This is a genomic window from Rufibacter sp. JT3400010, assembly GCF_054956755.1.
In genome coordinates, this window is sequence record NZ_JBUDXA010000024.1 from 60,763 (window position 1) to 81,034 (window position 20,272).

The following is a 20,272-nucleotide window of genomic DNA, read 5'->3' on the forward strand; positions in this document are numbered from 1 at the left end:
TGAAGAATCTTCTGAATATAAATTCAGAAGATTCTGTCCATTTGATCTTACTTAGGTCTCTATGCAAGTAGAAGACTCTTTATCTAAAGCACGATTCTAACTATTAATTTACTTGATTTACATGGTACGCATGCGAAAGTTACTTACCCTTTGTTGCTTATTTCTGTCACAGATTGTGGCAGCGCAGCAGGCAGGCAATGAATGGGAAAACCCCAAAGTATATGAGCGGAACAAGGAGAAGCCTCACGTGGACTTCATGCTCTACACCAGCGCCGAGGATGCCCGCAAAAACGAATACAGCAAATCCCCTAACTTCCAATCCCTGAACGGCACCTGGAAATTCTCCATCGTGAAATCAGTGGCAGACCGGCCCATGGATTTCTACAAGCCCGGGTTTGATGACAGCAAATGGTCTAACATCCAGGTGCCTTCCAACTGGGAACTGCAGGGGTTTGACATTCCCATTTATACCAATGTGCGGTATCCGTTTCCGGCCAAGCCGCCTTACATAGACCAGCCATACAACCCGGTGGGAACGTACCGCCGCACGTTCACGGTGCCAACCGCCTGGAACGGACAAGAGATTATGCTGAACTTCGGTTCTATCTCGGGGTACGGACGGGTGTTTGTGAACGGGCAGGAAGTAGGTATGACCAAAGCTTCTAAGTCTCCAGCAGAATTCAATGTAACTAAGTTTTTGAAGCCGGGTGAGAACCAACTGGCGGTACAGGTATTCCGCTGGCACGACGGCAGCTACCTGGAAGACCAGGATTTCTGGCGCCTGAGCGGTCTGGAGCGGGATGTGTACTTACAAGCTTTGCCCAAACTGACCATCTGGGACTTCTTCGCGAAAGCAGATTTAGACAATGCCTACAAAAACGGGGTGTTCAGCGCCGAGGTTGACCTGCGTAAGTTTGCCCCAAAAACTGCCGACAAAGCCACTGTAAGCGTGGAGCTGTTTGATAAGAACAATGCAAAAGTGTTCTCTCAGCAAAAAAGCGTTTCCACTAAAGGAACCGGCAAACTTCAGGCTACTTTCAACGGCACCATCAACAATGTGCTGCAATGGAACGCAGAGCACCCCAACCTGTATGACCTGGTGATCACGCTGAAGGATGACAAAGGTAAAACCTTGGGTGTGACCGGCAGCAAAGTTGGTTTCCGCAAGGTGGAGCTGAAAAACTCCCAGATGCTGGTGAATGGCGTTCCTATTCTGATCAAAGGCGTGAACCGTCACGAGCATGACGATGTGCACGGGCGTGCCGTGACCAAAGAGTCTATGATCAAAGACATTGAGTTGATGAAACTCTACAACATCAACGCCGTGCGCACCAGCCATTACCCTAATACCAAACTCTGGTACCAACTCTGCGATGAATATGGTTTGTATCTGGTAGACGAAGCCAACATTGAAACCCACGGCATGGGAGCCGAGTGGCAAGGGCGCTTTGACAAAAGCAAGCACCCGGCTTACCTGCCTGAGTGGGCACCCGCGCACATGGACCGGATTGAGCGCCTTTTAGAGCGTGACAAGAACCATGCTTCCGTGATCATCTGGAGCATGGGCAATGAATGCGGCAACGGCCAGGTTTTCCATGACGCCTACAAATGGATTAAGAGTCGCGACAATTCCCGTCTGGTAATGTTTGAGCAAGCCGGTGAAGACTGGAATACCGACATTGTAGGACCTATGTACCCGGGCATCAGAGACATGAAGTCTTACGCGGCGGCTAAAAAAGAGCGTCCTTACATCATGTGCGAGTACTCGCACGCCATGGGCAACAGCAACGGCAATTTCCAGGAGTACTGGGACATTATCAACGGCAGCAAGCACATGCAGGGCGGCTTTATCTGGGATTGGGTAGACCAGGGCATCAAGACCAAGAACGACAAAGGCGAAACCTTCTGGGCCTACGGCGGAGACTTGGGCAGCGGGCATCTGTATAACGATGAAAACTTCTGCGCCAACGGGGTGGTATCTGCCAATCGTACGCCGAAGCCGGGCCTGAACGAAGTGAAGAAAGTATACTCGGGCGTTCAGTTCAACGCGAAAGATGCCTCCAAAGGGATCATCACAGTGTGGAACCAGTTCGGCTTCACAGATCTGAACCAGTACGCTTTCAAGTGGCAGTTGATCAAAAACGGAGTGGTTCAAAAAGAAGGAGAGTTTGGCGTAACGGCTGCCCCGCTGCAGAAAACCGATGTGACCTTGCCGCTTCCGGTTTTCAATGCCCAACCGGGTGAAGAGTATTTCATCAATGTGTTTGCCTACACCAAAACCGCCAAGCCGTTTGTGCCAGCCGGTCATGAAATAGCACGCGACCAGTTTAGTATCTCCAACAACACTTACTTCACGAATGCCTCAGCAGCCGGTAAACTTAAGATCAAAACCAAAGGAGATAAGCTGAGTTTTTCCTCTGGTGAAGTATCCGGGGAGTTTGACCTGAAGGATGGGAAATTAGCCTCTTTCAGCAAAAACGGCCGCAAAACAATTGAGAAATTCCCAGAGCCTTATTTCTGGCGCGCCGCTACCGACAATGACTTCGGTAACAAAATGCCTGAGAAGCTAGCACCCTGGCGCAATGCCCATCAGGAAATCAAGTCGGTCAACGTGGCGGTAGGCAAGAAGCTCGCTCAGGGGCAACCTATCACGGTAACCTACGCGCTCACCGAGAAGCAGATTCCTTACACCATTGAGTACCTCATCCATAACGATGGCTCGGTACAGGTAACCGCCTCTATTGACATGACGGGCAAAGAAATGCCGGAGATGCCAAGATTTGGGATGCGGATGCAACTGGATGATGATTATGATAATCTCCAGTACTACGGCCGTGGCCCATGGGAGAACTACAGTGACCGCAAGGCCTCTTCGTTGGTAGGCTTGTACCGCGACAAAGTAGAAAACCAGTACTATCAGTTTTACATCCGTCCGCAGGAAAGCGGCAATAAAACAGATGTGCGCTGGGTGGAACTGACCAACAACTCCGGTAACGGGATTGCGGTGGAAGGCCTTCAGCCCATCAACTTCACGGCCCTGAACTACACCGCCGAAGACATTGACGAAGGCCCTAAGAAGATCAACCGCCACCCGGTAGACCTGAAGAAACAAGACTTTGTGAGCCTGCACGTAGACCTGGCCCAAAGAGGCTTGGGAGGCGATGATAGCTGGGGACGTTTGCCACACGAGCCGTATCTGCTCAAGGACAAGAAATACACCTACAGCTACATCATCAGACCCATCACGAAGGAGACTTCTAAACTGACCCAGAAATGAGAAGGCAGTTGGGCTTCATTACACTTATTCTGTTGCTGGCAGGGGTTCAACCCCTGCTGGCGCAGAAAAAGGCTACAGCTGTCATAAAGCCTGGAGAAATCTGGCCAGATACTGACGGCAAACACATCAATGCCCACGGCGGCGGTATCCTCTTCCACAAAGGGACTTACTACTGGTTTGGAGAACACAAAACAGAAGGACGGCGCGGAAACAGTACCTTATTTGGGGTAGGGGCTTATTCTTCCAAAGACCTCACCACCTGGAAAAACGAAGGCATTGTCTTGAAAGTGGCGGAAGACAGTACTTCTGAAATTACCAAAGGCTGTGTGATTGAGCGGCCCAAGGTGGTCTACAATGCCAAGACCAAGAAATTTGTCATGTGGTTTCACCTGGAACTGAAAGGCAAAGGGTATGAGGCTGCCAGAACTGGAGTAGCCACCAGTGACAGCCCTATCGGCCCCTTCACCTACCTGAAGTCCTACCGGCCTAACGCCGGGGTTTGGCCCGTGAATGTACCGGTAAGCCTGAAGGAAAAACAGGTAAATGAGACTAACTTGAAATGGTGGACGCCGGAGTGGACGAAGGAAGTACAAGACGGCCTTTTCATCAGGAGAGATCTGGAACAAGGGCAAATGTCCCGTGACATGACTGTTTTTGTAGATGATGACGGCAAAGCGTACCACATCCATTCTTCAGAAGAGAACCTGACGCTGCATATCTCAGAACTGTCTGATGATTACCTGTCCTTTACCGGAAAATGGAGTGTTCTGGCGCCTGCAGGTCATAATGAAGCCCCGGCTATCTGCAAGAGAAACGGCAAGTACTACATGATCACCTCCGGCTGTACCGGTTGGGATCCCAACGCCGCCCGCTCCTTTGTGGCGGAATCTGTCATGGGACCCTGGACAGCCTTGGGGAACCCGTGCGTGGGAGAAGGGGCGAACCTTACGTTTGAATCGCAGGGAACCTATATTCTACCCATCCAAGGCAAGAAGGATGCTTTTATTTTCATGGCTGACCGCTGGCGTCCCAAGAACCCGATAGATGGGCGCTACATTTGGTTGCCTCTTACCTTTGAAGGAGACAAACCGGTGCTGAGATGGCAGGATGAATGGAGCTTGGATGTGTTTGACAAAAAACAGAAAGAAAAAGCAGTCACCTCAGAGAAAAAGAAAACTGCCTCCAGGTAGGTTTTGAAACCAATGTCAATCTCTTTTTGGAGATTCAATTACGTGCTACTACATGATATGTCATCTGAAAATTATCCGCCAAGCCTCCTTCAGCACCCTCACCCTTGCTTTCTTGCTGGGACTCAATGCTTGCAGTTCCTCAAAAATTGGGACTGGTGAGGGGGCAAATACACCAAAGATCACCCAGGTGGCCGAGGGCGGATGGGCAAACAACTCAGTGAATGTGGTAGCCTTCCGGAAGAACTCGCTGGTCACCTTCAAAGGAACCCAATACACCGGCTGGTATGATGCAGACCGATCCATGATGCTGGCCAAAAGGAAGAGTGGGGCAGACACTTGGGAGATTGTAAAGACCAACTTCAAGGGCAATGCCGCTGATGCTCATAACACCATCAGCCTGATGGTAGATGGCAAAGGCTTTCTGCACGTTTCCTGGGACCACCACAACCACCAACTAAACTACGCCCGTAGCGTGAGCCCCGGCTCTCTGCAACTCACTGATAAAATGCCCATGACAGGTTCAAACGAGAAAGCGGTTTCTTACCCAGAGTTCTACCGCTTACCTAACGGGAACCTCATGTTCTTTTACCGCGACGGCGGCTCTGGCCAGGGCAACATGGTCATCAACAGCTATGACACCAACTCCCAGAAATGGACGCAGGTACATAGCAACCTCATCAACGGCGAGAAAAAACGCAACGCCTACTGGCAATCCTATTTAGACAAAAAAGGCACCATCCATGTGTCCTGGGTGTGGCGCGAGAGCCCTAACGTAGCCAGCAACCATGACATGGCCTACGCGCGCTCTGCAGATGGAGGCAAAACCTGGGAGAAGTCTACCGGCGAAAAGTACACCTTGCCCATCACGGAAGCCACAGCCGAGAAAGCCATGGTCATTCCGCAGAACAGCGAGCTGATCAACCAAACTTCCATGGCCGCTGATGAAAATGGAAATCCCTTCATTGCCACTTACTGGCGCGAGGCGGGTTCTACCATTCCGCAGTACCATTTGGTGTACCATGACGGCACCGCTTGGCAAAAGCTGGAGTTGAATTTCCGGAAAACACCCTTCAGTTTGAGTGGGGTGGGCACCAAACGCATTCCCATCGCCCGGCCCCAGGTGCTGGTGAAAAATGCAGGAGACAAGGCATCGGTGCTCATGATCTTCAGGGATGAGGAAAGAGAAAGCAAGGCCTCGGCATTGATCATCAATAAAATGTCAGACCCTAAGTGGTCCATCATTGACCTTACGCCGGAGTCGCTGGGTTCCTGGGAGCCTACCTATGACACCGAACTCTGGAAAGAAAAGAAAGTACTGAACCTCTTCATCCAGAATGTGGACCAGGTAGATGGGGAAGGGCGCTCCAGTATGGGGCCTCAGCCCATACGGGTGGTGGAGTGGAAGCCTACTTTCTAAATGTGTTGTCGGCCTGTTTTTGGCAAAGTACCTATAAACTGAGTTTATCCTCCCGCATATTAGTAACTATGAGTCAGAAGAAAGCATTATTTACATTCCTTTTTTTGCTGCTCGGGTTTGGGGCAGTAAATGCCGCTGCCAAGCCAAAGCATCCTTTGCTCCCCAAATCAAAGAAAGACGTAGCTGAGCAGTTGAACAAGGCTAACACCTACTACCAGACTACCAACCCAAACCCCGGGTGGGCTTTCTGGGACATAGCCGCTTACCATACCGGCAACATGGAAGCCTACAAAGTGACCAAAAACGAAGCCTACCGGAAGTACTCTGAGGCTTGGGCCGAGAAAAACCAATGGATGGGTGCCAAGTCTACCGACAAATCGAAATGGAAATACAGCTATGGCGAAAAGGATGAATATGTGCTGTTCGGAGATTGGCAGATCTGTTTCCAGACCTACATTGATCTATACTGCCTGGACGGCGCCAAAGACGATAGAAAAATTGCCCGGGCGAGGGAGGTGATGGAGTACCAGATGAGCACGCCCAACAATGATTACTGGTGGTGGGCCGATGGCTTGTACATGGTGATGCCCGTGATGACAAAGCTGTACAAGGTAACCGGCAACAAACAGTACCTGGAGAAACTGCATGAGTACCTGACTTATGCCAACTCCATCATGTATGACCAGGAAGAGAAATTGTATTACCGCGATGCCAAGTATGTGTATCCTAAACACAAAAGCGCCAACGGGAAAAAAGACTTCTGGGCGCGCGGAGACGGTTGGGTGTTTGCCGGTTTAGCCAAGGTTTTGCAGGATCTGCCCAAAAAAGACCCGCACCGGAAAGAGTATGAGCAGCGGTTCAAAGACATGGCTAAAGCGATTGCCAGTTCCCAACAGCCAGAAGGCTATTGGACCCGCAGTATGCTGGACCCTGCCCACGCGCCCGGCCCCGAAACCAGTGGTACCGCCTTCTTTACCTATGGCTTTCTTTGGGGTATCAACAACGGCTTGCTAGACAAAAAGGAATATTTGCCCGTTGCCGCCAAAGGGTACCATTACCTCACCAGCACGGCCCTGCAACCAAACGGGAAAGTGGGCTATGTGCAACCCATAGGGGAGAGAGCCATTCCGGGGCAAATAGTGGATGTTAATTCCACCACGGGTTTTGGGGTGGGAGCTTTTTTGCTGGCCGCTTCTGAGATGTACCGTTTCTTAGATTAAAAATTTTCTGCCTAAATCGTTTGGGGGCTGGTTTTTGGAAATCAGCCCCCAAACGATTTAGGCGTAGTAGCTTTCTATATTTAAATGCCAGGCATTCTGCTGTTATTCTTACCGCGGGTTGCTTGTATTCCTTCAGTTATTTCAATCTTCTGTTTCTCCATGAAGTATTTCTCTAAAGCGCTTTTGTTGTCCGCTTTCCTGCTCACCGGTAATCTGCTGAAGGCGCAGTCTGAGGCCAACCCGGTCAAGGCTGAGGCTGGTCAGAAAACCTTTCAACTAACCAATCCTGACTTCAAGACGAGTCCGCATACGGGCATGACCAGGAAGCATTGGAAAGATGCGGCGCATTATCTATTATCTGGGGCTTTCAGTTACATCAAGACGCTGGATGATCCTATGGTGTTTCCCAAGCAGCCGGGCAAGAGCTATCCGCGCGATGGTGTGCATAACAACACCGAAATGCTGGAAGGCCTGTGCCGCACCCTGTTTATGGCGGTTCCCCTGCTCAAAGAAAACCCCAACCTTGAGATCAACGGCATCAAAGTGGCCGACTATTACCGCCACCAGCTGGTACGGTTGAGCGACCCATCCAGCCCCACGTATGTGAAACCACGAGCGAAAGACGGCGGACCCAGTCAGATATTGGTGGAGTTTGGCGGCTTGGCTGTGTCGCTTTTCTATGTGCCGGAAGTCTTATGGGCGCCGCTTACTTCTTCACAAAAAGAAGCCCTTTCCACGACTATGCTTAGCTACGGCGATGGACCTACCATTGGGTCTAACTGGCGGTTCTTCAACATCTTCGTGATGAGCTTCTTCAAGGAGCAGGGCTACAAGGTAAATGAAAAACTGATGCTGGAATATGTAGATAAATCCCTGGAGCAATACCGCGGCCAGGGCTGGTACAACGACAGCCCAGCTTATGACTACTACAGCATGTGGGCTTTCCAGATGTATGGGCCGCTGTGGTCAGAGTTCTTCGGGAAAAAGCACTATCCAGAGTATGCCGCCAGGTTCATGGCCAACTTCAAAGAGGTGAATGACAATTACCCGTACCTGTTTGGTCGTGACGGGAAGATGATCATGTGGGGCCGCAGCATTGCCTACCGCTTTGCCGCAGCAGTACCGTTTCCGCTCATGGGCTTGGTTCAGGAACCCGGCACCAACTACGGCTGGATGCGCAGAATCGCTTCTGGCACCATGCTCCAGTTCCTGCAGAACCCAGCCTTTATGGCCGCAGATAACATTCCAACGCTGGGCTTTTACGGAGCCTTTGAGCCCGCCGTGCAGATATACAGTGCCCGCGCCAGCGTGTTCTGGATGGGCAAAGCTTTCCTAGGTTTGATTGTGCCGGAAGGTAATCCGTTCTGGACCGAGAAAGAAAATGAAGGCGCCTGGGAAAAAGAACTGGAGAAAGGAAAAGTCTACAACAAGTTTCAGGAAGGCTCCAAGATTCTGATTACGGATTACCCCAACATTGGAGCCGCCGAGGTGCGGGCCTGGTGCCATGAAACGGTTGCCAAAGACTGGCAGGGTTTCCGATCTACCGAGAACTACAACCGGCTCTCCTACAACAGTGCTTTCCCGTGGCAAGCCGATGGGCCCAAAGGTGAAGTAGCCATGAACTACGTCTTTAAAAACAAGAAGAACGAGTGGGAAGCCCTTCGTCTCTACACCTTCAAGAAATTTGAGAACGGCATCTATTACCGCGACGTGGTGCTGGAAACCAGCGACAAAATAAAGCTGAACCTGGCAGATATCACCCTGCCTAACGGTATTCTGCGGATAGACCGCAACATAAGCACCGAAGCGTCACAGGTGCGATTAGGTCATTATTCCTTGCCCCAGAAGAACGGACCTATCAGAGAACAATCTAGGAAAGTGAAAGGCCACAAAGTGCAGATCATTGATAACGGAGAATATCAATTAGCCATGGTTTCCCTCAACGGGTGGGATGGCATGGAAACTGTGAAAGCAACCGGTCTTCACCCGGTCAGCAAGGAAAGCTCCGTGATTAACGCCACCGATAGTTTCCAGCCGCAGCAACAGCCTAAGCTATATGCCACGCTCATGCTCTGGAAGAAATCTGGGGAGAAATGGACAGATGCTGAGTTGGTGCCTGTGAAGAAAGTGGAGCACTCCGCTAAAGATAAAACCGTGACTGTTTCCTTCAGAAAAGGTGAGAATAAGGTAGTGCGGTTTGAGTAAGTTTGAAGATCATCTACGTTCTCCCAGTACTGCTACAAATTAAAATAATGAAAAATACTACCCAGTGGGTCATGTTGGTGATGGCGGTTACAGGCCTTTTCTCCTGCAGTAAAAAGCAACTCGCTTACAGACCTACCTCGCTGCCACCCGCTCAACTAGAAGGCTATAAACTGGTATGGAATGATGAATTCAATGCCAAAGGAAAGCTTGATGCCGCAAGTTGGGACTATGAAAAAGGGTTTGTGCGGAACGAGGAACTTCAGTGGTACCAACCCGAAAATGCCAATGTAGCCAACGGGGTTTTAGTGATTGACGGAAAGCGGGAAGAAGTAAAGAACCCGTCCTATGAGGTAGGGGCCAGAGATTGGCGACGAAACCGTGAATATGCGCATTATACCGCGGCCAGTATCAATACCAGGGGCAAAAAGGAGTTCCAATACGGCATCATGGAGGTAAGAGCCAAAATTGATACGGCCTTGGGCATGTGGCCCGCTATCTGGACCTTAGGCGTTTCAAAGCGCTGGCCCGCGAACGGAGAAGTAGACATCATGGAGTATTACCGAGTAGAGGGGAAACCTGCTATTCTGGCAAATGCCGCGTGGGCAGATGAAAGAATGAGAGCCGTCTGGGACGGTGAAAAGATTCCGTTTACCCAGTTTCTGGAGAAGGATGCCGACTGGCCCAACAAATTCCACATCTGGAAAATGGATTGGACTGAGACGTCTATCAAACTGTACCTGGATGATGAACTGCTGAACGAGATTGATCTAACCAAAACGCTCAACCCCGATGGCTTCAACCCTTTCCACCAGCCGCATTACATTCTATTGAACCTTGCCATTGGGGGAAATGGAGGAGATCCCACCGGTACTTCCTTCCCTAAAAGGTATGAGGTAGATTACGTGCGGGTTTATCAGAAGCAGTAGGGGAAGAAGGTTTTGAATGAAAGTTTGAACAACGAGACACAAAAATAGCAATCATGAAACTCAGGTCTGTATTAGTGGCGGTACTGTTACTGCCCATAGTTTCCTGTTCCTCTTCTTACTTCCAGAAAACACCTGGGCAACAAGAAGAATGGCAATCGCTTTTCAACGGCAAAGACCTGAAAGATTGGATTGTGAAAATCCACCACCATGAAGTAGGTGACAATTATGCTCAGACCTTCAGGGTGAAAGATGGTATCCTGCAGGTGAACTATGATGATTACACAACCTTTGACAACCGCTATGGCCATCTGTTCTATAAGCAGCCTTTCTCCTCGTTTCATCTAAAGTGGGAATACCGCTTCACAGATCAATGGATGAAAGATGCCCCTAGTTATACCTATCGCAACAGCGGTATCATGTTCCATTCCCAAAGCCCGCAATCCATTCTGAAAGAGCAGGATTGGCCTATTTCTGTTGAGTTTCAGCTTTTGGCAGGGGCTGGAGACGGGAAACCCCGTCCCACCGGCAATATGTGTTCCCCTGGCACTGATGTGGTGTTCGAAGGCAAAATAGATCCCAGACACTGCATTGACTCTTCCTCACCTACTATAGAATGGGACCAGTGGGTAGAAGCTGAGTTGATTGTTTTAAGAGATTCCTTGGTAACGCATGTGATCAACGGCGATACGGTACTGCAATATACCCAGCCACAAATTGGGGGAGGGGTGGCAAATAACTTTGACCCGGCTGTAAAGCAGGATGGAAAGCGTTTGACCCAGGGCTACATCGGGTTACAAAGCGAAGGACAGGGAATAGAGTTCAGGAATCTGAAAATCAAGAAACTGGATTAAAAAGCCTAGGTTACGTTTCCTGGGAAAATAGCTTGGTTTTCAAAAACCACGTGTAAAACAGGTCATTGGAAGTGTAGCTTACGGTTTGTATGGTTTGCCCACCACCAGCTTATCACCGGTTAAGTCTACTTCAAACAAATGGGGAATCCGGATGTAGCGGCCGTTGACATCTTTGTGACTGTGTACGGACATAAGCAGCTTACCTTCTAAGGTATGGAACAGCATGCCATGGCCGTAATTGGGAGGAGTGATGGGATCCTGCTCCTGTGTCCAGGGGCCGTCCAGAGTTCCGCTTTTGGAATAAGCAACCCCCTGTACGTACACGTTGTAAATCCAACTAGTCCAAATCATTCCCAATCTTCCGGTTCCGGTCTTAAATAAATAAGGGCCATCGGTAACTTTGTTGGGGCGGTCTTTGCCGTTCTCATCTTTCTCGCGGCTCCACGGCGAGTCACTTGCCCGGAACAACACTTTCCCTTTGCCTATGGTACCGCTTAAATCTGGCTTCAATTCGATCTTCTCAATGGTGCCGTTCAGGTTCTGCAACCACTCATAGCAGTACACCATGTAAGGCTTGCCGTCTTTGTCAATCCAGAAAGTGCCATCTAACGTTGGCTGATTGGCAGGTAAATACGTGGGGTCTTTCATAGGAATGTAAGGACCCTCTGGTTTGTCGCTCACTAATACATGGCTGGCGCGTCTTTCTATCGCATTCCCCTGAACGGTATCAATCTTAACCGCCTGATTGGTAAAGGTGGCAAAGTAGTAGTACTTGTTTTTGTAAGGATGAATCTCGGCGGCCCAAATCATGGGTTTGGGTCCCATCCAGGAGTTTGGATCTGTCTGGGCCACCCTGTAAGGGCCTTCCCATGATCGTAAATCCTTGCTTTTCCAGAGCATACCGCCCGTTCCCGTCATGTAATACAGGTTGGTTTTTTTATCTGCCAAGATGAAAGGATCACTGAGCACAATGGAGTCTAAAGGAACATTCTTTCTAATTGCCATATTCCCTCTTTGCTGGGCCATGAGCACCAAAGGAAAGAACAAGCATCCAAGCAAAGCGAGCCAAATCTTTTTCATCATTTGTTATGGATAGTTTTGTATAAACTTACTGCTACTTCCTGGCTTTTCTCTTTTTAGCGTCTTTTCTGGAAAATAGCCTAAAATCACCAGTTCCTTTTTAAGGTGATTCAATCTGCTTCACTAATGAAGAGAACCTTTTTAATTATCTCTCCAGCAAAGCAGGGAACCAGGAGGAATGGCTTCACTACCTTCTCCCAATTATTAAAGAGGCAGCAATGAACCATTGACTACTGATTTCTACCGCCCCCTTGGCCACCCTGACGCATGTTGCCTCTTTCGCCCGGCATTCCCGGCATTCTTTGGCCAGGACCTCTCTCGCCGGGTGCAGCTCCGTTGAACGTGCGGATGTTATAAGAGAACGTAAGCATGAAGAAACGTTGCAACACCGTTGACTGCACATCTTGCACAAAGGCATCAGAAACCGTGCGTTGTACACTAATGTTCTGCCGCAGCAAGTCATTCACGCTTAAGCTCACTTCGCCTTTCTGGCTCTTGAACACCTTCTTGCTCAAGCTCATGTTCAGGAGGGTGTAATTGGTGTTGAATCCGCTGGATAAACCCGCATTTAGCTGGTGGCTGAACTCCGTGCGGTACACCAGGCCTTTCCAGAACCGCAGGTTGGCCCGCAATTGGGTAGATTGGTTGTAGAAGTTGTTGTTCTGCTCTTTGCGCAAGGTATTGGTGATGACATTGTAACTGCCGTTGGTAGAGACATTGAAATCTACGTTCTGGCTGATGTTGCTGCTGAGCGAGGCACCCAACCCGTAGTTGGTAGAGGTGGAGAAGAACATCTCGTTGTTAAACAAACCCGGCGTTTTGTTATACCCCACCGTACCCGTGAAGTTAACGTTAGACTTGATGATGTTCAGAGGCTGACCGTAGCTGACAAAAGTGCGGGCATTCCAGTTGCCGTCCAGGTTCACCGGCCTAATCAACTGCGCCCCGCGGCTAATCACGAAACCTTCCAGCAAGGGTTCATCTTCCAGACCTACTTCCAGGGTGCTGTTAGTGATGTAATCATCTGTTTTGGAGGCCGTCACAAAGAAAGAGAAAACATGGTTGTTCTCGGTGTTGAACGATCTGTAACGCACATTAACAGAATTCTGGTAGGCTTGCACCAAACCGGCGTTACCAGTTCTGAACCGAAGCGGATTGGTGTTGTCTACCACTTCCTGCAATTGCGTCACGCCGGGGGCGTTGGTGTTGGTGCGGTAGTCTATCTGAAGGTTCTTGGTTTTGGTAAACTTGTATTCAAACTGGGCGGTGGGCAGCAGGTTATGGAAGGTGCGGTTTACCTGGTAGAACGTAGGGAATTCCTGCTCGTTCTGCAGGTTCGCCATCTGGTATTGGGTCTCTAACTGTATCCGTACTTTGTCTGAGTTGTACTGATAGCTGGTTTTTGCCTGCTGGGTGAGGTAATCGCTCTCAAAGGAGTTGCTCAGGCGGGCGTTGAAGTTGGTGTATTCCGTCTCTTCCAGGTCATAAGCCAGGCGTTCTGAGTCTTCTATCCGGTTGCTGATGCTGTATTCCGCCTGCAAGCGGCCTTTCTCCCCAACCCGTTCCCCAAAGGATACATTTCCGCGCCAATTAAAGCCGTTCCTGTCTGCTTTGATCAATTGGTTGAGGTAAATGCTTCTGTCTGGTTGGGCGAAGTCTTCTACGTTGGTGATGCGGTAAGTATCGCCGTTGTTGAGGTTGTAACCGGTGTTCAGGTTCACCGTGAACACACGGCCCGGCTTGTTGAATCTGTGGCTGAAATTGATATCGTTGCCCAGGTTGTAGGAGTAATTGTCTGCGTCTGTGGCGTTGTCTGTAGTGGTGAGGATGGTCTCATCATAGCGTGTATTGGTAGAATCGGCGTCATAGACAGATCTGCCCACGGTGTTGGAGAAAGAATTGTTTTTCTGGATAGAGAACCGGGGCGTGATCAAGAGCCTGTTTCGGTCGTTGATTTTGTAATCGAACCTGAAATTGAATTGATGGTTTTCGTTCTGGTTGGTGTTGAAACTGTTGTCTGTGTTTTCCTGCTCGTAGAACTGGGAGTTGAAGTAATCTCTGAACACCAGCCGGTTATTCTCGTTTTTGGTGTTGTTATAATTGTAATTACCGCTTACCTCAATTTTCTTGCCCCAGAAGTCTGAGTAGTTCAGCCCGAAGTTGTTGGTGGTGGAGATACCACCGCCGCCTCCGCCGGTCATACCCCGGCGTCCACGCATGCCGCCGCCGGGCGCTTCACCCACTGAGAAATCCTGCATGTTGATGTTGTTGGTAAGCCCGTTGATGGTAAACCGACGGTCGCCTTTGAACACGTTCAGGCTGATGCCCGCCATGTATTTCTTGTCTGGCCCAACCCCCACAGACGCTTTCCCGAACTGCCCTTGGCGACGGTCTTTCTTGGTCACGATGTTGAGGGTTTTGGCACGGTTGCCGTCATCAAAGCCGCTGAATTCTGCTTGGTCGCTCTTCTTGTCAAAGACCTCAATGTTGTCAATCACCTCGGCGGGCAAGTTCCGGAGGGCTGTGTTCGCGTCTTCTCCAAAGAACCGTTTCCCGTCTACCAACACCTGCCGCACCTCTTCGCCCTGCGCCTGTATCTTGCCATCCACCACGGTTACCCCCGGCAGTTTGGTTACTAAATCTTCGGCACTGGCGTCTGCGGCTACTTTGAAAGCACCGGCATTGAATACCGTGGTGTCACCTTTCTGGCTTCCCAACGGTATTTTCCCCACTATCTGAATCTCCTGTAAGGTGTTGGAGGCCTCTGTAAGAAGTAACTGGCCCAGTTGAACGGGGGCATTCTGCACTTGTACCGCTCGGGTGAAGGTTTTATAGCCCAGGTAATTCACCTGCAAAGAATATTGCCCCGACCTTACCGCCTGAAACGCGAAGTTACCGTCCTTGTCTGTTCCAACCGCCGTCCGCACAGAATCTGGAAGCCTGATTAACTGCACCGTGGCACCGGGCAACGTCTCCTTGTTTTGGGCACTATGGACAGCACCCGTAACGGAATAGCCTTGCGCCTGTGCATAGGTAATACTGGCTAAGAATAGCAGAAGGAGTAATGGTGCTTTCATGGGAAAAGGTGGTGGAATTTTGGGTTAGACTAAGGAAGTAGTCCAAGGTTTATTCGCTTTATAGAAAAATCGAATATTTATTTTAAGAATTTCAATCAGAGGTCAGAATCCTGGTGAACTTGTTATTTTTTGAGCTAGGAAATTGAAGATGTTGCTGCGTTTTTGGCCTATTTTGCGGAAAGAAAGCACTAAACCCACCTCGGCTTCAGGTGTGGGTAAGCGTCTGTACTGCAAGAGCTGCATGAAGGTGTTTTTAGACAAGCAGGGTCGTTGTTTTTAGCTAGTTTTTGACAAACCGGCGGTAATGCAACCCTTCAATTGTCTTGACATTCAAAATTAAACCTTCAAAAGTTTGCCGTCATTTGTCTAAAAAGGATTGCCCAGCACTCTGTATCCTATAAAGTAGAAGGCTTTGTAAGCATACACTCACTCACCAGAAGCAGCTTGCAGGTTTATATCTGCCCATTCCTTACCCTCCATTTACCCATGCAAAAGTTTTATTTGATAGTACTTCTCTTCCTGCTTACCCTCACGGGCCAGGCCCAGCAGATAGGAGGAAAACCCGGAGACTTCACCCTTGGCAACAAGGAATTCCTGCTCAATGGCAAACCGTTCGTGATTAGGGCGGCCGAGCTGCACTATCCGCGTATTCCGCGCGAATATTGGGAGCACCGCATCAAGTTGAGCAAGGCCATGGGCATGAATACCATCTGTATTTACCTGTTCTGGAACCTGCATGAGCAACAGCCGGGTGTGTTTGATTTCAAAGGGCAGAATGATGTGGCGGAGTTTGTGAAGCTGGCCCAGAAGAACGGCATGTACTGTATTGTGCGTCCCGGCCCGTACGTGTGCGCCGAGTGGGACATGGGCGGATTGCCTTGGTGGCTGCTGAAAAAAGAAGACGTGCAGGTGCGTACGCTGCAAGACCCGTATTTCATGGACCGTACCAAACTGTTCCTGAAAGAAGCGGCCAAGCAGTTAGCGCCCTTGCAGATTCAGAATGGGGGTAACATCATTATGGTGCAGGTAGAAAACGAGTACGCCACGTTCGGGAACGAGCAAGCGTATATGGAAGCCACCCGTGATGCCGTGCGCGAAGCCGGTTTTGACAAAGCCCAGCTTTTCCGGTGTGACTGGCCTACCAACTTCAACAAGTATAAACTAGACGGCGTAGCCACCACCCTAAACTTCGGGGCTGGTACCAACATAGACAACAGCTTCAAGGCATTTCAGGAGGCGTATCCTACCGCACCGCTCATGTGCAGCGAGTACTGGTCGGGTTGGTTTGACCACTGGGGGCGTCCGCACGAGACCCGTTCAGTGAGTAGCTTCATTGGAAGCTTGAAAGACATGATGGACCGCAAGATTTCCTTCAGTCTGTACATGGCGCACGGTGGTACGTCCTTTGGGCAGTGGGGCGGAGCCAATGCGCCACCCTATTCGGCCATGGCTACTTCCTATGACTACAATGCGCCCGTGGGCGAGCAAGGCAATACAACTGAGAAGTTCTTCGCGGTACGCGACCTGCTCAAGAATTACCTGCAGGAAGGCGAAACGCTGGGCGAGATTCCGGCCGCCAAACCGGTAATTTCCATTCCAGCGTTTACCCTGAATGAGAGTGCTGACCTTTTCTCCAATTTACCCAAGGCGAATAAAACCGAGCGCATTCAGCCTATGGAAAACTTTGACCAGGGTTGGGGCCGCATCTTGTACCGCAGTACCATTCCGGCATCGGCGGCTGGGCAGCGGTTGGTGATCACGGAGGTGCATGACTGGGCCACGGTGTTCGTGAATGGAAAATCAGTAGGAAAATTAGATAGACGCCGAGGCGACAATTCATTGAAACTTCCCGCCTTTACCGGCAATGCCCAACTGGATATTCTGGTGGAGGCCACTGGCCGGGTAAATTACGGCAAAGCCATCATTGACCGCAAAGGCATCACGGAGAAAGTAGAAGTTTCTGACGGTAAGAAAACCACCGAACTCAAAAACTGGCTGGTCTACAACTTTCCGGTGAACTATGATTTCCAAAAGAAAGCCAAGTTCAAGAAAGGTACGGCAACCGGACCAGCCTGGTACAGAGGAACCTTTGACCTGGACCAGACCGGCGACACCTTCCTGGACGTGAGCAAGTGGGGCAAAGGCATGGTATGGGTGAACGGGCAGAATTTGGGCCGTTTCTGGAAAATTGGCCCACAACAGACCTTGTTCGTACCTGGCGTGTGGCTCAAGAAAGGCAAAAACGAAGTCATAGTCCTGGATGTGGACAAACCGGAAGCACTCTCCATGGCCGGGCTGAAAGAACCTATTTTAGATGAGCTTCGGGCAGATGAAACCCTCTTGCACCGTGCCAAAGGCCAGCAGCTAAACCTAACCGGAGAAAAACCGGTACTCACATCCTCTTTCCCGGCGGTAAGTGCCTGGCAAGAGGCGAAGTTTGACCAGGCGGTACAGGGGCGCTATTTCTGTTTTGAAGCCTTAAACAGCCAGAAACCAGACGATCCGTTTACCTCTATTGCAGAACTGGAACTGCTGGATGAGAAAGGAAACCCTATCTCGCGCCTGAAATGGAAAGTACTCTACGCCGACAGTGAGGAAGTAACCTCCGCCAACAACGCCGCTGACCGCGTCTATGATCAACAGGAATCTACCTTTTGGCACACCCAATACGGGGCCGCTAAACCTAAACACCCCCATCACCTGGTGTTGGATCTGGGAGAAAATGTAACGGTAAAAGGTTTCCGCTATCTGCCTAGGTCAGACAAAAACACCAGCGGCATAGTAAAGGATTACCGCATTTACCTCAAGAGCACGCCGTTCAAAATGTAAGAATTAAGATTTATACATAGATGAAAAAGAGGCAAACGTCTCCGTGCCATAGTAGATAAAATAATTCCAGTAGAATATGAAGAAAGTCGTGTTTGCGTTGGGTGTACTTTGCGGGCTTTCCCTGGGAGCGAATGCCCAGGGAAATGTAGAAAGTTACTTCAAGGAGAAGGCAATTCCGGTGAAGGATGTTAGCAACTTAGGAGGCTTCTTCGGGGATAGGGTAAGAAAGAATAAGGACGTTTATTTGAAACAGTTTCCTATTGATAATTACATGAACTTTGTAAAGAAGCAAGACCATGAGAAATGGGACTGGACCCAGGCCGAGCAGCACGGGAAGTGGATAGAATCCTCCATTTTTGCGGCCGCGGAAAGCGGAGACAAGGAGCTGCAGAAGAAAGTGGAGGAAATTTTCTCCCAGCTTATTGCCTTACAGGAGCCAGAAGGGTATGTTGGGCCTACCGCCAAGAAAGTGCGTACCCCAGAAAAACCCTTGAGGGGCATGGATCCCTACGAGCTCTACTTTGTGCAGCATGCCCTTATCTCCGTTACCGAGCAGCTCAATAATCCTAAAGGTCTGGATGCAGCCAAAAAGCTAGGGGATTACTTTGTGAAGTACATCGGTCCGGGCAAGGCGGAGTTCTGGCCTTCTCCTAAGTATCATTACCCTGAAAACGTGGGAAGGGAATTAGCGGGACAATCTTCTATTGCCGGGCACTCGGTACACTATGGCTGGGAAGGCTCCCTGCTTATTGACCCTATGTCCCGCCTGTACATGAAAACCGGAGATAAGAAATACCTTGACTGGTGCCTTTGGGTTGTTGAGAACATGGACAAGTGGAGCGGTTTTGCCTCCTACTCCAAGCTTGATGCCGTGGCCGAAGGAAAGATTGGCGTAGATGAATTGCAGCCTTTTGTCCACTCACACACGTTCCAGATGAACTTCTTAGGTTTCCTGAACCTGTACAGGATCACCGGTGATGAATCTTACCTGAGAAAGGTGAAAGGTGCCTGGGAGGATATCGCCCGCCGCCAGATGTATATCACAGGGGGGGTGAGTGTCGCGGAGCACTATGAAAAAGGGTTTATCAAACCTTTGAGCGGCCACATTGTGGAGACGTGTGCTACCATGTCATGGATGCAGTTAACCCAGTACCTGCTGGAACTTACCGGCGAGCCTAAGTATGCAGATGCCATGGAGAAATTAACCTGGAACCACGTTTTCGCGGCCCAAAGTCAGGATGGGGCATCTTGCAGATACCACACTCCGCCAAACGGTGTGAAACCTCAGGGTTATTTCAGAAGACCTGACTGCTGTACTGCCAGTGGCGGAAGAATTCTTGCCATGATGCCTTCCTTTATTTACGCCGGCAGGGAGAAAGATATCTTCATCAACCAGTTTGTACAATCCACTGCCAATTTCAGATCTGTTTTAAACAAAGATGTGACCATTACCCAGAACACTTCTTATCCTGAAACTGAGAATGTAAACATTGTGGTTAACACTCCGCAGAAGTCAAACTTCAAACTAAACCTCCGTATTCCGGCCTGGGCTAAAAACGCAACTGTAAAACTGAATGGCAAAACCATTTCAGGCGTTACTCCCGGCCAGTACACCGTACTGGAAAGGGAGTGGAAGGACGGGGACAAAGTAGAGGTCAAACTGCCGATGGAGTTGAAATGGGTGGAGCATGACAATTTCATGAAAGTATCTACCAGAAAACTACCGGGTGGGGAGATTATGTATGAGGGTACTGCCGATCAGCAAAATGCACCTTACGCCTTGATGAGAGGGCCGGTAGTATACATGGTGGATAACGTGTGGCTGGACGAAAAGCGTTCTGATTATCCCAAGGATGTAGCGGCAGACGTGAAAGTACTTGTTACGGATAAACCTAAATACGAAACGGTTAGATTAAACGACGGCAATGTTCTCTTTGGGCCGGCCTTCAAAGTACCGGCAATGGTGAAGGGGGCCAAAGCTGAGGTGATCATGCTGCCCTTCTCCAATGTGGGTAAATGGTATAAAGACGAAGCGGATAAAGGGGATAAAAACGCCGCTAAGTATTCTTACGCTATCTGGCTAAACAAGGCAGAATAATCAGTCCTCCAAGTTTCAATTCGAGTGCTTTTTCTACCCTGGTGTTAGGTTTAACTGACGCCAGGGTAAATTTTTTTATGCTTATGACAGAAACTAAGCAAT

The 20,272-nt window shown here is 49.7% G+C and carries 11 protein-coding genes; 9 read left to right on the forward strand and 2 right to left on the reverse strand.

The annotated features are described in order from the left end of the window. The first annotated feature begins 130 nt into the window (after positions 1 to 130). The 7 genes from lacZ to ACY0JR_RS18010 all read left to right on the forward strand — a co-directional run bounded on the left by lacZ (position 131) and on the right by ACY0JR_RS18010 (position 11,086). On the forward strand, positions 131 to 3,277 hold the full coding sequence (gene lacZ / locus ACY0JR_RS17980) for a beta-galactosidase, LacZ type (RefSeq protein ID WP_462635543.1): 3,147 nt from the start codon (positions 131 to 133) through the stop codon (positions 3,275 to 3,277). After that, a complete protein-coding gene (locus ACY0JR_RS17985; protein WP_462635544.1) occupies positions 3,274 to 4,467 on the forward strand; it encodes a glycoside hydrolase family 43 protein in 1,194 nt (397 codons plus the stop codon). Before lacZ ends, ACY0JR_RS17985 begins: the two co-directional genes overlap by 4 nt. 52 nt (positions 4,468 to 4,519) lie before the next feature. After that, entirely contained in the window at positions 4,520 to 5,884 is a 1,365-nt protein-coding gene (locus tag ACY0JR_RS17990; protein ID WP_462635545.1) for a BNR repeat-containing protein, read from the forward strand. Between the two features lie 68 nt (positions 5,885 to 5,952). Then, positions 5,953 to 7,104, forward strand: a complete 1,152-nt coding sequence (locus ACY0JR_RS17995; RefSeq protein WP_462635546.1) for a glycoside hydrolase family 88/105 protein — start codon at positions 5,953 to 5,955, stop codon at positions 7,102 to 7,104. Positions 7,105 to 7,263: 159 nt separating this feature from the next. Next, complete coding sequence (locus ACY0JR_RS18000; RefSeq protein ID WP_462635547.1) at positions 7,264 to 9,309, forward strand: DUF2264 domain-containing protein; 2,046 nt, start codon at positions 7,264 to 7,266, stop codon at positions 9,307 to 9,309. Positions 9,310 to 9,356: 47 nt separating this feature from the next. After that, positions 9,357 to 10,235, forward strand: a complete 879-nt coding sequence (locus ACY0JR_RS18005; RefSeq protein WP_462635548.1) for a glycoside hydrolase family 16 protein — start codon at positions 9,357 to 9,359, stop codon at positions 10,233 to 10,235. 53 nt (positions 10,236 to 10,288) lie between these two features. Then, positions 10,289 to 11,086: a 3-keto-disaccharide hydrolase gene (locus ACY0JR_RS18010; protein WP_462635550.1), complete on the forward strand. Its 798-nt coding sequence runs from the start codon at positions 10,289 to 10,291 to the stop codon at positions 11,084 to 11,086. A 78-nt stretch (positions 11,087 to 11,164) separates the two neighbouring features. Here the strand turns inward: ACY0JR_RS18010 and ACY0JR_RS18015 are convergent, their stop codons facing one another. Further along, the gene (locus ACY0JR_RS18015) at positions 11,165 to 12,166 is read right to left on the reverse strand and encodes a glycoside hydrolase family 43 protein (RefSeq protein WP_462635565.1); all 1,002 of its coding nucleotides are present in this window, start codon (positions 12,164 to 12,166) and stop codon (positions 11,165 to 11,167) included. A gap of 230 nt (positions 12,167 to 12,396) precedes the next feature. Continuing rightward, positions 12,397 to 15,243, reverse strand: coding sequence for an outer membrane beta-barrel protein (locus tag ACY0JR_RS18020; RefSeq protein ID WP_462635552.1), 2,847 nt, complete (start codon positions 15,241 to 15,243; stop codon positions 12,397 to 12,399). Positions 15,244 to 15,729: 486 nt separating this feature from the next. Here ACY0JR_RS18020 and ACY0JR_RS18025 point away from each other — a divergent pair, with 486 nt between their 5' ends. Next, positions 15,730 to 18,072, forward strand: coding sequence for a beta-galactosidase (locus ACY0JR_RS18025; RefSeq protein ID WP_462635553.1), 2,343 nt, complete (start codon positions 15,730 to 15,732; stop codon positions 18,070 to 18,072). 76 nt (positions 18,073 to 18,148) lie between these two features. After that, positions 18,149 to 20,170, forward strand: a complete 2,022-nt coding sequence (locus ACY0JR_RS18030) for a glycoside hydrolase family 127 protein (protein ID WP_462635554.1) — start codon at positions 18,149 to 18,151, stop codon at positions 20,168 to 20,170. Positions 20,171 to 20,272: the final 102 nt, after the last annotated feature.

Excerpts from the sequence above, each read along its gene's own strand:
- ACY0JR_RS17995 (WP_462635546.1), top strand. The coding sequence starts at position 5,953 with ATGAGTCAGAAGAAAGCATTATTTACATTCCTTTTTTTGCTGCTCGGG.
- ACY0JR_RS18025 (WP_462635553.1), top strand. The coding sequence starts at position 15,730 with ATGCAAAAGTTTTATTTGATAGTACTTCTCTTCCTGCTTACCCTCACG.
- ACY0JR_RS18010 (WP_462635550.1), top strand. The coding sequence starts at position 10,289 with ATGAAACTCAGGTCTGTATTAGTGGCGGTACTGTTACTGCCCATAGTT.
- ACY0JR_RS18030 (WP_462635554.1), top strand. The coding sequence starts at position 18,149 with ATGAAGAAAGTCGTGTTTGCGTTGGGTGTACTTTGCGGGCTTTCCCTG.
- lacZ (WP_462635543.1), top strand. The coding sequence starts at position 131 with ATGCGAAAGTTACTTACCCTTTGTTGCTTATTTCTGTCACAGATTGTG.
- ACY0JR_RS18015 (WP_462635565.1), bottom strand. The coding sequence starts at position 12,166 with ATGAAAAAGATTTGGCTCGCTTTGCTTGGATGCTTGTTCTTTCCTTTG.
- ACY0JR_RS18020 (WP_462635552.1), bottom strand. The coding sequence starts at position 15,243 with ATGAAAGCACCATTACTCCTTCTGCTATTCTTAGCCAGTATTACCTAT.
- ACY0JR_RS18005 (WP_462635548.1), top strand. The coding sequence starts at position 9,357 with ATGAAAAATACTACCCAGTGGGTCATGTTGGTGATGGCGGTTACAGGC.
- ACY0JR_RS17990 (WP_462635545.1), top strand. The coding sequence starts at position 4,520 with ATGATATGTCATCTGAAAATTATCCGCCAAGCCTCCTTCAGCACCCTC.
- ACY0JR_RS18000 (WP_462635547.1), top strand. The coding sequence starts at position 7,264 with ATGAAGTATTTCTCTAAAGCGCTTTTGTTGTCCGCTTTCCTGCTCACC.
- ACY0JR_RS17985 (WP_462635544.1), top strand. The coding sequence starts at position 3,274 with ATGAGAAGGCAGTTGGGCTTCATTACACTTATTCTGTTGCTGGCAGGG.